The 15,368-nt window shown below is 74.2% G+C and carries 13 protein-coding genes; 9 read left to right on the top strand and 4 right to left on the bottom strand.

The window, feature by feature from the left end:
- Both IEW07_RS15900 and gabT read left to right on the top strand, forming a co-directional pair.
- The coding region (locus IEW07_RS15900) for an aldehyde dehydrogenase family protein (protein WP_188539004.1) at positions 1–386 on the top strand (386 nt) is incomplete at its 5' end.
- A gap of 123 nt (positions 387–509) precedes the next feature.
- Positions 510–1,853, top strand: coding sequence for a 4-aminobutyrate--2-oxoglutarate transaminase (gene gabT / locus IEW07_RS15895; RefSeq protein WP_188539002.1), 1,344 nt, complete (start codon positions 510–512; stop codon positions 1,851–1,853).
- A gap of 196 nt (positions 1,854–2,049) precedes the next feature.
- Here the strand turns inward: gabT and IEW07_RS15890 are convergent, their stop codons facing one another.
- Complete coding sequence (locus IEW07_RS15890) at positions 2,050–3,003, bottom strand: type IV toxin-antitoxin system AbiEi family antitoxin (protein WP_188539000.1); 954 nt, start codon at positions 3,001–3,003, stop codon at positions 2,050–2,052.
- Between the two features lie 376 nt (positions 3,004–3,379).
- On the opposite strand from IEW07_RS15890, the gene IEW07_RS15885 reads away from it, so the two are divergent.
- A complete protein-coding gene (locus tag IEW07_RS15885; protein ID WP_188538998.1) occupies positions 3,380–4,870 on the top strand; it encodes an amidase in 1,491 nt (496 codons plus the stop codon).
- A 48-nt stretch (positions 4,871–4,918) separates the two neighbouring features.
- Here the strand turns inward: IEW07_RS15885 and IEW07_RS15880 are convergent, their stop codons facing one another.
- On the bottom strand, positions 4,919–5,095 hold the full coding sequence (locus IEW07_RS15880; RefSeq protein ID WP_188538996.1) for a hypothetical protein: 177 nt from the start codon (positions 5,093–5,095) through the stop codon (positions 4,919–4,921).
- 159 nt (positions 5,096–5,254) lie between these two features.
- On the opposite strand from IEW07_RS15880, the gene pgm reads away from it, so the two are divergent.
- Entirely contained in the window at positions 5,255–6,889 is a 1,635-nt protein-coding gene (gene pgm, locus IEW07_RS15875; protein WP_188538994.1) for a phosphoglucomutase (alpha-D-glucose-1,6-bisphosphate-dependent), read from the top strand.
- A gap of 148 nt (positions 6,890–7,037) precedes the next feature.
- Here pgm and IEW07_RS21115 read toward each other — a convergent pair whose 3' ends face one another.
- Entirely contained in the window at positions 7,038–7,346 is a 309-nt protein-coding gene (locus tag IEW07_RS21115; RefSeq protein ID WP_229741904.1) for a CDGSH iron-sulfur domain-containing protein, read from the bottom strand.
- Positions 7,343–8,404, bottom strand: coding sequence for an iron-containing redox enzyme family protein (locus IEW07_RS15865; RefSeq protein ID WP_188538992.1), 1,062 nt, complete (start codon positions 8,402–8,404; stop codon positions 7,343–7,345). Before IEW07_RS15865 ends, IEW07_RS21115 begins: the two co-directional genes overlap by 4 nt.
- 188 nt (positions 8,405–8,592) lie before the next feature.
- Here IEW07_RS15865 and IEW07_RS15860 point away from each other — a divergent pair, with 188 nt between their 5' ends.
- The 5 genes from IEW07_RS15860 to IEW07_RS15840 all read left to right on the top strand — a co-directional run bounded on the left by IEW07_RS15860 (position 8,593) and on the right by IEW07_RS15840 (position 15,330).
- Positions 8,593–9,951, top strand: a complete 1,359-nt coding sequence (locus IEW07_RS15860) for a uracil-xanthine permease family protein (protein WP_188538990.1) — start codon at positions 8,593–8,595, stop codon at positions 9,949–9,951.
- Positions 9,952–10,099: 148 nt separating this feature from the next.
- Positions 10,100–10,507, top strand: a complete 408-nt coding sequence (locus IEW07_RS15855) for a hypothetical protein (protein WP_188538987.1) — start codon at positions 10,100–10,102, stop codon at positions 10,505–10,507.
- 53 nt (positions 10,508–10,560) lie between these two features.
- The gene (locus IEW07_RS15850; RefSeq protein ID WP_188538985.1) at positions 10,561–10,986 is read left to right on the top strand and encodes a four-helix bundle copper-binding protein; all 426 of its coding nucleotides are present in this window, start codon (positions 10,561–10,563) and stop codon (positions 10,984–10,986) included.
- A gap of 1 nt (position 10,987) precedes the next feature.
- Complete coding sequence (gene ppsA / locus IEW07_RS15845) at positions 10,988–13,441, top strand: phosphoenolpyruvate synthase (RefSeq protein ID WP_188538982.1); 2,454 nt, start codon at positions 10,988–10,990, stop codon at positions 13,439–13,441.
- A complete protein-coding gene (locus IEW07_RS15840; protein WP_188538980.1) occupies positions 13,438–15,330 on the top strand; it encodes a heavy metal translocating P-type ATPase in 1,893 nt (630 codons plus the stop codon). Before ppsA ends, IEW07_RS15840 begins: the two co-directional genes overlap by 4 nt.
- The last annotated feature ends 38 nt before the right edge of the window (positions 15,331–15,368 follow it).

Here is a 15,368-nt window from a genome sequence, read left to right as displayed (position 1 = left end):
AGCCCACCCTGCTGCGCGACGTGCCCAAGGACGCGCGGGCGGTGCGGGAGGAGATCTTCGGCCCCGTCGCCCCCGTGGTGACCTTCTCCGACGAGGACGAGGCGGTTCAGCTGGCCAACTCCACCGAGTACGGGCTGGCCTCCTACGTGTTCACCGAGAACATCTCCCGCGGTCTGCGGATCGGGGACCGGATCGAGTTCGGCCTGATGGGCCTCAACGTCGGGGTGATCTCCAACGCGGCGGCCCCCTTCGGCGGGGTCAAGCAGTCCGGGCTGGGCCGGGAGGGCGGGGCCGAGGGCCTGGCCGAGTACACCACCACCCAGTACATCGGCATCGAGAACCCCTGGTCCTCGGTTCCGGTCCCGGGCGCCGGCACCCCGGCGTGAGATCCTGACCCGGCAGGCCAACAGGTGCAAGAGCGGTCGTCGCAGTCGTCCTGCGGCGGCCGCTCTTGCACTCCCCGCCCGCTGCACCGCACCTCCCCGCCCTCCAGGAAAGGAGATCTCGTCGTGACCGAGATCCAGTACCGGCTCGAGCAGGTCCGTCGCGTCGGGGGCGCTCTGCCCGGCCCCAGGTCCCGGGAGCTGGCCGGGCGCCGCACCTCGGCCGTCGCGGCCGGCGTCGCCTCCACCGTGCCCGCCTACGCCGCCGACGCCGACGGCGGCATCGTGCTCGACGTCGACGGCAACCAGCTCGTCGACCTCGGCTCCGGCATCGCCGTGACCACCGTGGGCGCCTCCGCCCCGGCCGTCGTCGCCAAGGTCAAGGAGGCCGTGGAGCACTTCACCCACACCTGCTTCATGATCACGCCCTACGAGGGCTACGTGGCCGTCGCGGAGAGGCTCGCCGAGCTCACCCCGGGCGACCACGCCAAGAAGGCCGCGCTGTTCAACTCCGGCTCCGAGGCCGTCGAGAACGCCGTCAAGATCGCCCGGGTGCACACGAAGCGCCAGGCCATCGTGGTCTTCGACCACGCCTACCACGGCCGCACCAACATGACCCTCGCGATGACCGCGAAGGTCATGCCCTACAAGCAGGGCTTCGGCCCGTTCGCCGGCGAGGTCTACCGCGTGCCCGTGTCCTACCCGTTCCGCGACCCCGAGGGCATGACCGGCCCCGAGGCCGCCCGCCGCGCGCTGCTCCAGGTGGAGAAGCAGGTCGGCGCGGAGAACGTGGCCGCCGTCGTCATCGAGCCCATCCAGGGCGAGGGGGGTTTCATCGTCCCGGCCGAGGGCTTCCTGCCCGCGCTGTCCGAGTGGTGCACCGCCAACGGCGCGGTGTTCGTGGTCGACGAGGTCCAGGCCGGCGTGGCCCGCACGGGCGAGTGGTTCGCCGTGGACCACGAGGGCGTCGTGCCCGACCTGATCGCCGTGGCGAAGGGCGTGGCCGGCGGCATGCCGCTGTCCGGCGTCGTGGGCCGCGCCGAGATCATGGACTCCGTCCACGCCGGCGGCCTCGGCGGCACCTACGGCGGCAACCCCGTGGCCTGCGCCGCCGCCCTGGGCGCGCTGCAGACCATCGAGGAGTGGGACCTCCTCGCCCGCGCCCGCCGGATCGAGGAGATCGTCCGCGAGGAGCTCACCCCCCTGGTCGAGGAGACCGGCATCGTGGGCGAGATCCGCGGGCGCGGCGGCATGATGGCGCTCGAGTTCGTGCTGCCCGGCGGGAAGGAGCCGGACGCGGACGCCGCGAAGGCCATCGCCGCCGAGTGCCTCGAGCAGGGCGTCATCATCCTCACCTGCGGGACGTTCGGCAACATCGTGCGCCTCCTCCCCCCGCTGGTGATCGGCGAGGACCTGCTCCGCGACGGCCTGCAGGTCTTCGCGCAGGCCATCCGGAACGCCGCGAAGTAGCGCCCGGCCCCTTCCCTCTGCTCCGCCCACGCCACCCGTTCCACCCCCATGCCGAGGAGTCGCGTTCAGCGCCACCCCCGCGCTGAAGGGGCTCGTTCGCACGGTAAGACAGGCGCTTTCCGTCCGAACGAGCCCCTCGGGCGGAGCGCCCTGCTGATTGCGACTCGTCGGGCCCGCGCGGTGGGAATCGACACCGTCACAGGCGACGCGCGACGCCCATGGCCTCCCAGACCAGGGCAACCGCCACCGGGACCCGCCCCCGCGTGGTCGTCGCATGTTGGTGCAGATCGCGGGCGCAGATCCTGATCTCCCGCCAGCCCACGGATTCCGTGGCGCGAAGGCGCCGGATGTCGGTCACCCGTTGCTCCGCCCGGTCGTGGTGGGCGCCCTCGTACTGCAGGCTCAGCCGGTGGTTCTCCAGGGCCAGGTCCGGCTGGACGAGCAGCGTCCCGTCCGGACCGAGCAGGGGGTGGTCCAGCACCAGGTCGTGGATGCCGTGGTCCTCGAGGACCAGCCGCAAGCGGGTCTCTCCGGGCGAGTCCGACCCCACCCGCATCCGTTCGGCGGCGGCTCGCGCCGTGCGGACGCCTCGCCTGCCCTCCTGGCCGCGCAGGGCGGCGTCGATCTCCCCCGGCCGGCACAGCGGCGCCGTGCCGCGGTGGATGCCCCAGCGGTGCGCGTTGATCAGGCCGTCGGCGACGACGACCGCTTCCGTCACCGACAGCTCGCCGCACACGTCGAGGAACGTGCGCACCGGGGAGGTGACCGGCACTCCGTGGACGCGGACCACCTCCTGCGGGGTCAGCAGTGTCCGCCGGCAGACCACCCCGGGCCGCCTCAGGGCCCTGGCGTTGTCGGTGCGCATCAGCCACAGCTCCGGCGCGGTCTCCCAGCGCTCCGGAACCCTCAGGCGGTGCAGCAGGGCCGCCGAGCGGTGGCTGATCACCACGCCAGGGAAGCGCGCCGTCAACGCCCGCGCCGCCTCCAGCAGCGGGGCGGAGCACTCGGCCGGGACCCTGACGCCCCGGCCGACGGGACTGGTCAGGTCCGATCGCCTGAGACGGTGCTCGGCCACACCGAGTGCGAGCGCCTCCCTGCGTGAGAAGCCGATTCCTTGGAGCTGGTGGGGCAGCGGTTCGGGGTGTCGCATGCACGGAGGATGACGTCTCCCCCGGCGACGGCGGAAAGCAGAACGGGCACCGGTGGACGTGCTCAGCTCGGCGGAGCGTCCCTCGCAGTCCTGTGGAGCACGGTTCAGCGCTCCGTGATGCTCCACGAGCCGGCCGCGAGAGGTCTCGTTCCGCCAACCGCACCACGTGAGGGGTCGCCACCGGCCGCTCTGGGTCCCCGATTCCGGCCGTTCGCGACTCCTCGCGGCCGGCGGCGGCTGATCACGTCCCTTCGGCTCGGCACGGGCGGCGACAGAGGCAGGCGACAGGGGGGCGAGGTCCCACCGCCCGGCTAGCCTGGGTCCAGCATCCCTCCGGGCGGCCACGGGGCCGTCCGGGCCCGAGACAGGAGCCGCCGTGACCGGCATCGGAGACCTCACCGCCGTCCAGCTGCGGGACGCCCTCGCCGGGGGAACGCTCGGCGCCGTGGAGACGGCCGAGTTCTTCCTGGCCCGGATCGAGGAGCGCAACCCCGGCCTCGGCGCGTTCGTGCACGTGGCCGCGGACCAGGCCCTGGCGCGTGCCCGGTCGCTCGACGCCCTGCCCGCGTCGGCGCCCCGGGGGCCGCTGCACGGGGTGCCGCTCGCGGTCAAGGACCTGCACGACGCCGCGGGGATGCCCACCACCTACGGCTCGGCCGCGGTGGCGGGCCCCGGTGGGGACGCTCCCGTCGCGGAGGCGCACGACGACCTCGTGGCGGTGCTCGAGGCTGCCGGGTCGGTCCTGCTCGGCAAGACCCAGGTCCCGGAGTTCGGCCTCAACTGCTACTCGGAGAACCTGGTGGCGGCGCCGGCCCGCAACCCGCACGACCCGACGACCGGCGCCGGCGGCTCCTCCGGCGGGCAGGCGGCGGCGGTCGCGTCGGGCATGCTCCCCCTGGCCCCGGGCTCCGACGGCGGCGGCTCCATCCGCATCCCGGCCGCGGTGTGCGGCCTGGTGGGGCTCAAGCCCAACCGCGGCAGGGTGGCCACCGGCGACGCCCAGTCCGACGCCGCGCAGCTCGTGGTCAACGGGCCCCTGGCACGGACGGCGGAGGACGCCGCCCTGCTCCTGGACGTGCTATGCTCCCCCGCCCCGGGTCCGGCGCACGGCAACGTGGTGCGCCGGGCGGTGACCGCCGCGCCGCAGGCCTCCTTCCTCGAGGCCGTGCGCGCGGCCCGCCGGGGCGACCCGCCGTGGGGCGACCGGCCCCTGCGGATCGGCGTCAGCACCGCCTCCCCCTTCGACTCCGTGTACGAGATCACGGTCTCCCCGGAGGCCCGGGCTGCCCTCGACGCGGGGATCGCGCGGCTGCGGGCGGCCGGGCACGAGGTCGACGCCGCCGCCCTGTCCTACGACCCCGCGTACCCGCAGGCGTTCTTCGACGCGTGGACCACCTCCATGGGCACGGCCCGGCTCGACGACGACCAGGCCCGGCTGCTGACGGGCCTGGCCGGCGCCTTCCGCGAGCGCGCGCTGCGCCGCTCCGCCGTGGAGCTCGCGCGGGCGGTCGCCGTCCTGCGGCGGATCGAGCAGGACGTGGTCCGGCAGTACGGCGCCTGGGACATGGTCCTGACCCCCGCGCTCGCCCTGCCGCCGCGCCCGCTGGGCTGGTACTGGGAGGGCCACGACCTCGGGGACCCGGCGGGCGCGGACCAGGACTACCGGCGCCAGTGCCAGTACACGCCGTGGACGTCGCTGATCAACGTCGTGGGCCTGCCCGCGGTCACGGTCCCGACCCTGTGGACCCGGGCCGGGAACGGCGGCCCGGTCGTCCCGATGGGCGTTCAGCTCGTCGGCCGCCCGAGCGCGGAGGCGCAGCTGCTCGCCGTCGCCGCGCAGCTCGAGACGGCCCATCCAGTCCAGTAACAGCCCGGGGGCGGCCGAGGAACAGCCTCGGAACAGCCCGGGAGCGGATCAGGAGTGGCCCAGCTCCGCCTCGCCCTCGTCGGGGTCGGTGGCCGCCTCGGGATCCTCCTCGGGCTCGAAACCGGAGGGGTTCTCGTCGGCGGTCAGGCCCACGCCCTGCGGGTTGTCGGGGATGGTGCCCTCGGGGCCCTTGCCGCCGGTCTTCTCCTCGGGTGCGTCGCTCATCGCCGTCCTCCTGGCTCGGTGGTGCCTGTTCCGGTGGCTTCATCCTGGCCCACCGGCCCCGATCCCACCAGACCCCGTCCCGGGTCCGCGGCGGAAACCTGGCGACGCGATCGCGCGCCCCTCTCGGCACGCCCGCGGCCCGGCGGTAGGTTGGGTGTCATGACCAACCGTGCGGGCACCGTCGCCCAACCCAGTGACCTCGTCGACCTCGGCAAGCTCCTCGACGCCTACACGGACGTCACCCCGGATCCCTCGGACCCGGGCCAGCGCGTGGCGTTCGGGACCTCCGGGCACCGGGGCTCGTCCCTGAAGGGCTCGTTCAACGAGCAGCACATCGTCGCGATCACGCAGGCGATCGTGGAGCACCGGGCCGGCGAGGGGATCACCGGCCCCCTGTTCATGGGCCGGGACACCCACGCCCTCTCCGGCCCGGCGCAGGACACGGCGCTGGAGGTGCTGGCCGCCAACGGCGTCACGGTGCTGCTGGACGCCCGGGGCGGCTACGTGCCCACCCCGGCGCTGTCGCACGCGATCCTGACCCACAACGCCGGGCGCGGCGAGGGCGTGGCGGACGGCATCATCATCACGCCGTCCCACAACCCGCCCGCCGACGGCGGGTTCAAGTACAACCCGCCCAACGGCGGCCCCGCGGACACCGACATCACCGAGTGGATCGCCGACCGGGCCAACCAGTACCTGGAGAACGGGCTGTCCGGGGTCCGGCGGGTCCCGCTCGCGCAGGCGCGGGCGGCGGAGACCACCGGGACCTACGACTTCCTCGAGGAGTACGTGCGGACGCTGCCGGAGATCATCGACCTCGACGTGATCCGGGAGTCCGGCCTGCACATCGGCGCCGACCCGATGGGCTCCGCGTCGGTGGCCTACTGGGGCGAGATCGCCCAGCGCTTCGGCCTCAACATGACCGTGGTGAACCCCGAGGTGGACCCCCAGTGGGCGTTCATGACCCTGGACTGGGACGAGAAGATCCGCATGGACTGCTCCTCCCCCTCGGCGATGGCCTCGCTGATCGGCAACCGCGACAAGTACGACATCGCGACGGGCAACGACGCCGACACCGACCGCCACGGCATCGTGACCCCCGACGCCGGGCTGATGAACCCGAACCACTACCTGGCCGTGGCCATCGACTACCTCTTCCGCCACCGCACGGGGTGGTCCCCCGACGCGGGGATCGGCAAGACGCTCGTCTCCTCCTCGATCATCGACCGGGTCGCGGCGTCCCTCGGGCGCCAGCTCGTGGAGGTGCCCGTGGGCTTCAAGTGGTTCGTGCCGGGTCTGATGGACGGGTCCATCGGCTTCGGCGGCGAGGAGTCCGCGGGCGCGTCCTTCCTGCGGATGGACGGCACCGTGTGGTCCACCGACAAGGACGGGATCATCCTGGCGCTGCTCGCCTCGGAGATCACCGCCCGCACCGGCAAGACGCCCTCCCAGCGCTACGCCGAGCTGACCCAGGAGTTCGGCGCGCCGGTCTACCAGCGCATCGACGCCCCCGCGACCCGGGAGCAGAAGGCCGCGCTGAAGAAGCTCTCCCCCGCCCAGGTGGAGACCGACACCCTGGCCGGTGAGCAGATCACCGCGAAGCTCACCAACGCGCCCGGCAACGGCGCGGCCATCGGCGGGCTGAAGGTGACCACGAAGAACGCCTGGTTCGCGGCCCGCCCCTCCGGCACCGAGGACGTCTACAAGATCTACGCCGAGTCCTTCCTGGGCGAGGAGCACCTCAAGCAGGTCCAGCAGGAGGCCAAGGCCCTGGTCGACGCCGTCATCTCCTGACGCCGCCGCCCTCCGTCCCGGACACCGCCCCGGCCCGCGCCCGCCGCTCCCCGAGCAGCGGCCGCGCGCCGGGGCGGAGCCGCGCCGGGGCGGAGCCGTGCCGGCCCGATCGGCGGCAGAACCGGCCGCGGGCCTGGCCACGGGGCCGTCAGCGGGCCCGGAAGCGCGCGCGCTTGTGCGAGCCGTCGCAGAACGGCTTGATCGCCGAGGCCCCGCAGCGGCACAGGGCCACGGTGGCCCGTCCCGGGTCGATGGGGCGGTCGTCGCCGTCCAGCAGCTCGTAGCCGCCGCGCACGAGCAGCGGCCCGTCGGGGCACACGGTGATGGTCACCGGCTCGGAGCCCGCGGCGGGCCCGGCAGCCGCGGCGGATCCGGGACCCGCGGCGGCCCCGGAGCCCGCGGCAGCCTCCCGGTCCCCTGGTGGCTCCCGGTCCCCGGCGGGCCGTCCGGCGCTCACGAGACGAGCTCCGCGGGGCCGCGCCGGGCGGTCTCCGCCGCGGACGCGCGCAGCGCCGACTCCCCGGCCTCCCACCGGCTCAGCGCCTGCCCGGCGGCGAGGGCGTCGAGGTGCAGGACGCAGCGGGCGCCGAAGAAGACGTCCTCGGCGACGGCCGGGTCCTCGACCACGAGACCGCCGGCCATGTCCCGGGCCGCGATCTGCTCGTGGGCGGCGTCGGCCTCCACGTGCTCGTCGTAGAACGCGGCGGCGGCGGGCAGCTCCAGCCGCCGGAAGCCCCGCGCCAGGAACCGGGAGGGCACGGAGGACGTGATCTCGTACATCGCCAGGTGCCCGACCACCGCGCCGCGCAGCCGGCGGTGCAGCCCGAACATCGTGATGGCGTTGACCCCGGCCAGCCACGCGGCGGGCACGCGGTCCACGGCACCGCCCCAGGTGTCGTCGAGGCCGGCCTCGCGCATCCCCGCCGCGAAGAGGGCCGAGTGCATCCGGTGGGCGCTGCCTCCCCCGTACTCGTCGATCTGGATCTCGATCAGCCCGGCCTTCGACCGCCCGGCCAGCCGCGGGATCGCCCAGGTGTGGGGGTCGGCCTCCATGAGCTGGTAGAGGGACTTCAGCTGCAGGAACTCCCGCGCCTGCTCGGCGGTCGCCCGGCCGGAGAGGAACCGGGCGAGGCTGGGCCCGTCGTCGTCGGCGGCCATGGCGAAGAGGGCGTCCGCGACGGCCTGCGGGGTCCGCGGCGGGGTGTCGGCGGGGACCTCCGCGCGCAGCTGCGCCTCGAACGCCTCCGCGAGGATCTCCCGCACGCGCAGGGCGTCGGGGTCGGTCTCCCACCGGTCGTCGATCCCCTCGACGCCCTGGTAGGCGAGGGCGTGCAGGACGAAGAGGGCGAGCTGGACGTCCTCGTCCGTGCTGATCCCTTCGGAGCGGGCCACGGCGGCCCGGGCGGCGTCCGCGAGGTCCTCGGCCCGGCGCCGCGCGTCCGGGGAGCCCGGGCGCTCGCGGAGCACCGCGAGGAGGTCCTCGCCGAGCGGTCCTCGGGGCTGTGGCTGGCGCATGTCGACTCCTGTCCGGGCGGTGGGGCGATCGCCCACCATCATAGTTTCCGTCACCGTGCTGATCATATTGGCCGGGACCGACATGTCCGCGCGGGAGGCCCGGCCCGGGCTGCCGGCCCGGCGGGCGCACCGAGTACAGTGTGGGGGGCCCGGATCCGGGCCCCCACCCCGCCGTCGAGGAGACCCGCATGAGTTCCCCCGTGCCCGGACGCACCACCACCGCCCGTCTCGGACTGGGCTGGACCCTCCACGGCGACGGGCGCACCGTCACGGCCGGGGAGGTCGTGAGGCCGCGCGAACGGCTCACCTGGCCCAGGACCGTCACCATCGGCGCGCAGCACGTGGTGGCCATGTTCGGCGCCACGTTCCTCGTCCCGCTGATCACCGGCTTCCCGCCGTCGACGACGCTGTTCTTCTCCGGCGTCGGCACGATCCTGTTCCTGCTGGTCACGGCCGGGCGGGTGCCCTCCTACCTCGGCTCGTCCTTCGCCTTCATCGCCCCGATCTCGGCGTCGACGAACCAGTACGGGCCCGGCGGGGCGCTGGGCGGGGTGGTGATGGCCGGCGCCGCGCTGTTCCTCATCGGGCTGGTCGTGCAGTTCGCCGGCACGGCGTGGCTGCAGAGGCTCATGCCGCCGCTCGTCACGGGCACGATCGTGGCGCTCATCGGCTTCAACCTGGCGCCCTCGGCCAAGGACAACTTCATGGCCGCGCCCGTCACCGCGCTCGTGACGCTCGCGTCCATCATCCTCATCTCGGTGCTGTTCCGGGGCCTGCTCGGCCGGCTGTCCATCCTGATGGGGGTGGTCATCGGCTACGTCACCGCCGTGCTGCGCGGCGAGGTGGACTTCTCCACCATCGACGCCGCGTGGCGGGAGCAGGGCCTCGTCGGTCTGCCCCAGTTCCAGGCCCCCGAGTTCCACCTGTCCCTCATGGGCCTGTTCGTCCCGGTGATCCTGGTCCTGGTCGCCGAGAACATCGGGCACGTGAAGTCCGTGGCCCTCATGACCGGCGACGATCTGGACCCCTTCATCGGGCGCGCCATCATGTCCGACGGGCTGGCCACGGTGATCGCGGGCTCCGGCGGCGGCTCCGGCACCACCACCTACGCGGAGAACATCGGCGTCATGGCGGCCACGCGGGTGTACTCGACCGCCGCCTACTGGGTCGCGGCGGTCGTCGCGGTCCTGCTGAGCGTCTTCCCGGTCTTCGGCGCGGCCGTCGCCACGGTGCCCGCCGGCGTCCTCGGCGGGGCCGCCACGGTGCTGTACGGGATGATCGGCATGCTGGGCGTGCGGATCTGGGTGCAGAACCGCGTGGACTTCTCCAACCCCGTCAACCTCACCACCGCGGCCGTGGCCATGATCGTCGGCGTCGCGGACTACACGTGGGAGGCCTCGGGGCTGCAGTTCGCAGGCATCGCCCTGGGGACGGCCACCACGCTGGTCGTCTACCACGTCATGACGTTCCTGGCCCGCGGCCGCGGGACCGTGGGCTCGGACCCCCTCGCCCCGGACACCACGCGGATGCCCTCCCCCCTGGGCTGAGCCGGGGAGACCCCGAAGCTACTCTTCGGTTGGCGAAATGTGGGGCCCCCGGGTGCTCCCGTGTTGGTGACGCAGGTCTCACTTCCCTAGCGTGGGGTGCGGAAGGCCGAGCAGCCGACCGCGCTGTACTCGCCGCGATGGGGGATCCATGCACCACAAGCTGACCGTTCTCGTCCAGGTCGACCTGGACGGGAGGCACGTCCGACTGGTCGTCACCGGTTGCCTCACCGAGGTGAACCACCGGGCCCTGAGCCCGCTGGTGCGCCGCGCCCGCACCCTGGTCCCCGGCATCGCCGTGGTCGTGGACGCCACCGCGGCCCTCCACGTGGAGGCCTCCGCCGTGGACATGATGCGCTGGTCCACCGAGCACGAGGACGCCGTGCCGGACACCCCGCCGGTGGAGTTCGTGCTCCCCGAGGAGCTGCCGGCCCACGACGTCGTGACGCGGCTCGCCGCCTGGACCGGCCCGCGCCGGCACGCCGAGCGGACGGGCCCGGCCGCGCAGGCCGCCCTCGCCCGCCGCCGGGCCCCGGCCCGGTCCCGGCTCGCCGGCTGAGCGTCCCCGCCGTCGCCACGAGGCACGGCGGACCACGAGATGGAGGAGGGCCCATGTCCAGCATCCACCGAGCACTCATGGCGCACCCGGCCGCGCCGGACGTCACCAGCGGGGAGCGGTCGGCCGAGGCCGAGTGCGTCGAGGTGTGCCTGGAGACGGCCGAGATCTGCCTGATCGCGGCCGACGCCTGCCTCGACGAGGACGAGGTCGCGCAGCTGCGGGAGTGCGTGCGCGCCGAGCAGGACTGCGCGGCGATCTGCTCCGCCACGGCGGCGGTGCTGGCCCGCCTGAGCTTCCCGGTCCCCGGCGACGGCCGGGCCGTGCTGGTGCCCCTGCTGGAGTCGTGCCGCGCGGCGGCCGCCACCTGCCGGGAGGCGTGCGAGCGGCACGCGGAGACCTACGAGCACTGCGGGGCCGCCGCCGAGGCCTGCGAGCGGTGCGAGCGGGCGTGCGCCGCACTGCTGGAGCGCAGGGCCTGACATGGGCGGCGCTCCCGTGCTGTGGTTCGAGCACCTCGGCATCGCGGACGTGCCCCGGGTGGGCGGGAAGAACGCCTCGCTGGGGGAGATGGTCCGCGAGCTCAGCGCCCGGGGGGTGCGCGTGCCCGGCGGGTTCGCGACGTCCGCGGACGCCTACCGGGAGTACGTGGTCGCCAACGGGATCGGTCCCGCCCTGGCGGAGCTGCTCGAGGACCACCGCGCCGGCCGGGCGACGCTGCGGCAGACCGGGGCGGGCGCGCGGGAGCTGTTCCTGCGCGGGGAGTTCCCTGAGGCCACGGCGCAGGAGATCCTGCGCTTCTACCGCCGGCTCGGGGAGCGCGCCGGCCGCCCCGACCCGGCCGTGGCCGTCCGCAGCAGCGCGACCGCCGAGGACCTCCCGGACGCCAGCTTCGCCGGCCAGCAGGAGACCTACCTCAACGTCGTCGGCGAGGAGGCGCTGCTGGAGGCGTGCCGGAGGTGCTACGCGTCGCTGTTCACCGACCGGGCGATCACCTACCGGGAGCTCAAGGGGTTCGACCACCTCCAGGTGGCCCTGTCCGTGGGCGTCCAGGAGATGGTGCGCGCCGACCTCGGCGGCTCCGGCGTCATGTTCACGATCGACACCGAGAGCGGCTTCCCGGACGTCGCGGTGATCAGCGCCGCGTGGGGACTCGGCGAGACCGTGGTGCAGGGCACCGTGGACCCCGACAAGTACCTGGTCTTCAAGCCCCTCCTGGACGTCGCCCCCGCCCCGGTCGTCGAGCGCACCCGGGGCGCCAAGCTCCAGAAGATGGTCTACGACGACGACGCGCCCTCCGGCGGCGTCCGCACCCGGCTCGTGGACACCTTCGCCGCCGAGCGGAGGGCCTTCGTCCTGGACGACGACGAGGTCCTGCAGCTGGCCCGCTGGGCGGTGCTCGTGGAGCAGCACTACGGCCGGCCCATGGACCTGGAGTGGGCCAAGGACGGGAGCAGCGGCGAGCTCTTCCTGCTCCAGGCCCGCCCGGAGACCGTCCAGGCCGGCCGCGGGGAGAGCCGGTTCACCGTCCACCACCTCACGGAGAAGGGCCGGGTGCTCGCGACCGGCGCGGCCATCGGGGACGGGATCGCCACCGGCCCGGCCTGCCTCATCCGCAGCGCCGCGGACATCGAGACGTTCCGGGACGGCGCCGTGCTGGTCACCGAGATGACCGACCCGGACTGGGTGCCCGTGATGAAGCGTGCGGCGGCGATCGTCACCGACCACGGCGGCGCCACCAGCCACGCGGCGATCGTCAGCCGCGAGCTGGGGCTGCCGGCCGTCGTCGGCACCGGGGACGCGTCCCGGGTCCTGGCCGAGGGCCGGCCCCTGACCGTCTCCTGCGCGGAGGGCGACCGGGGCACCGTCTACGAGGGGACGCTGGCGTTCACCACCGAGGAGGTGGACCTCGGGGAGCTGCCGGCCTCCCGCACCCGGATCATGGTCAACGTGGCCAGCCCCGCCGCGGCCTTCCGCTGGTGGCGGTTGCCCACCGCCGGGGTGGGCCTGGCCCGGATGGAGTTCGTGGTCAACAACATCGTGAAGGTCCACCCCATGGCCCTCGTCCACCCGGAGCGGGTGGCCGGCGAGGAGGACCGGCGGCGGATCGCAGAGCTGACCGAGGGGTTCCCGGACGGCCCGGAGTACTTCGTGCAGACGCTGGCGCTGGGCCTGGCCAAGCTCGCCGCGCCGTACCACCCGAAGCCGGTGATCGTGCGGCTCAGCGACTTCAAGACCAACGAGTACGCCCACCTGGTCGGCGGGGCCGCGTTCGAGGAGCCCGAGGAGAACCCGATGCTGGGCTTCCGCGGGGCCTCCCGCTACTACGACCCCCGCTACCGCGAGGGCTTCGCCCTGGAGTGCCGGGCCCTGCGGCGGGTCCGCGAGCACATCGGCTTCGACAACGTGGTGGTCATGGTGCCCTTCTGCCGGACCCCCGCGGAGGCGGACCGGGTGCTCGCGGAGATGGCCTCCCACGGGCTCGAGCGCGGCCGCCGGGGCCTGCAGGTCTACATGATGTGCGAGATCCCCTCCAACGTGGTCCTCGCCGAGCAGTTCGCGACCCGGTTCGACGGCTTCTCGATCGGCTCCAACGACCTCACGCAGCTCGTGCTGGGCGTGGACCGGGACGCCGAGGCCCTGCGCGCCCTCTTCGACGAGCGGGACGAGGCCGTCACGCGGATGATCAGCGAGGCCATCCGCAAGGCGCACGCCGCCGGGATCCCCATCGGCATCTGCGGCCAGGGCCCCAGCGACCACCCCGACTTCGCGGAGTTCCTCGTGCGCGAGGGGATCGACTCCATCTCCCTGAACCCGGACAGCTTCCTGCGCACGGCCCGGCGGATCGCCGAGACGGAGCAACGGCTCGGGGAGACCGGCAGCACCCCGGACAGGACCACGGACAGGACCACGGACAGGACCACAATGGAGTCATGACCCTCTCCCTCGGCGCACGGCCGGACACGCACCTCGCCCCGCGCCGCGCCGTCCGGCTGCTGGAGTTCCCGCGGCGCTACCCGCTGGTCGCCGTGACCCTGGCCGTGGGCCTGGGGGTCGTGGGGCTGCTGCTCACGGGGCAGCCCGTGGCCGCGCAGTGGCTCGGCTCCGGATGGGCCCTGGCGGTCGCCGCGAAGGTCGCCTGGGGCATGGTCCAGGACGTCCTCGCCGGGCACTGGGGCGTCGACCTGCTGGCCGTCACCGCCGTCACGGCCACCGTGGTGGTGGGCGAGTACCTCGCCTCCCTCGTCGTCGTGCTCATGCTCACGGGGGGACAGGCGCTGGAGGACTACGCCGCGAACCGGGCGCGCAAGGAGCTCAACGCGCTGCTCGAGCGCGCCCCCGTCCTCGCCCACCGCCTGCGCCCGGACGGCTCGGTCGAGGACGTCCCGGTGGAGGAGGTCCGCCCCGGCGACCAGCTGATGGTCCGCCCCGCGGAGGTCGTGCCCGTGGACGGGGACCTCGTGGACGCGGAGGCCGACTTCGACGAGTCCTCGATCACCGGGGAGAGCCTGCCCGTGACCCGCCGCGCGGGCGATCCGGTGCTCTCCGGCGCCCTCAACGAGCAGCAGGCCGTGGTGCTGCGGGCCACGGCGACCGTCGCGGACAGCCAGTACTCCAAGATCGTGGCGATGGTGCGCGAGGCCGCCGAGTCCCGGGCCCCGGTGGTGCGCCTGGCCGACCGCTACGCCGTCCCGTTCACCGTGTTCGCGTTCCTCGTGGCCGGCCTGGCCTGGTGGTACCACGGGGACGTGGTGGTCTTCGCCGAGGTGCTCGTGGTCGCCACCCCGTGCCCCCTGCTGCTCGCCGCACCGGTCGCGTTCCTGGGCGGGATGAGCCGGGCGGCGCGCAACGGCATCATCATCAAGAACGCCGGCACCCTCGAGCGGCTCGCCGCCGTGCGCACCGCCGCGTTCGACAAGACCGGGACCATCACCTACGGCCGGCCCGAGCTGCTGGCCGTCCACCCCCGCGCCCCCTGGACCGGGGACGAGCTGCTGCGCCTGGCCGCCTCCGCCGAGGAGTACTCCTCCCACGTGCTCGCGACCTCCGTGCGGGAGGCCGCCGTCGCCCGGGGGCTCGAGCTGATCCCCGCCGCGGCCGCCCACGAGGAGGCCACCCACGGGGTGACCGCGCGGGTCGGCGGCCACGAGGTCGTCGTGGGCAAGCGCGCCCACGTGGCCGCGTGCTCCACGGGCGTGGCCGAGCAGCCGCTGGGCCCCGGCGAGCTGGCCGTCTACGTGGCCGTGGACGGGCGCTTCGCCGGCACGCTCGTGATGAGCGACCAGGTGCGCGCCGACGCCGCGGCCACCATGGCCCAGCTCGAGGCCCTGGGCGTGCGCGAGCGGATGATCCTCAGCGGCGACGTCCGGGCGACCGTGGCGCACGTCGCCGCCGCGGTGGGCATCCCGCACGTGCGGGCCGAGTGCCTGCCCGAGGACAAGGTCCGCACGGTGCGCGACGCACCCGCCCGGCCCGTGCTGATGGTGGGCGACGGCGTCAACGACGCGCCGGTGCTCGCCGCCGCCGACGTCGGGGTGGCCATGGGCGCGCGCGGGGCCACGGCCGCCAGCGAGTCCGCCGACGTCGTGATCCTCACCGAGGACCTCGCCCGCACCGCCACCGCCGTGCGGATCGGCCGGCGCACCGTGCAGGTGGCGCTGCAGAGCATCTGGCTGGGCATCGCCCTGTCCGTGGCGCTCATGCTGGTCGCCGCGACCGGGGTGATCCCCGCGATCTTCGGGGCCCTGAGCCAGGAGGCGGTAGACCTGCTGGCCATCCTCAACGCGCTGCGGGCCCTGCGCGGCTCCCGGCACGAGCAGGACTGAGCCGCCCGCGACTCGCCGGGCCCGGCCTCAGGTCCGTT

The organism is Kocuria dechangensis, from assembly GCF_014636775.1.
GTDB lineage: Bacteria > Actinomycetota > Actinomycetes > Actinomycetales > Micrococcaceae > Kocuria > Kocuria dechangensis.
The sequence above is the reverse complement of the archived record's forward strand: the minus strand, read 5'-3'. Positions and strand labels throughout refer to the sequence as shown.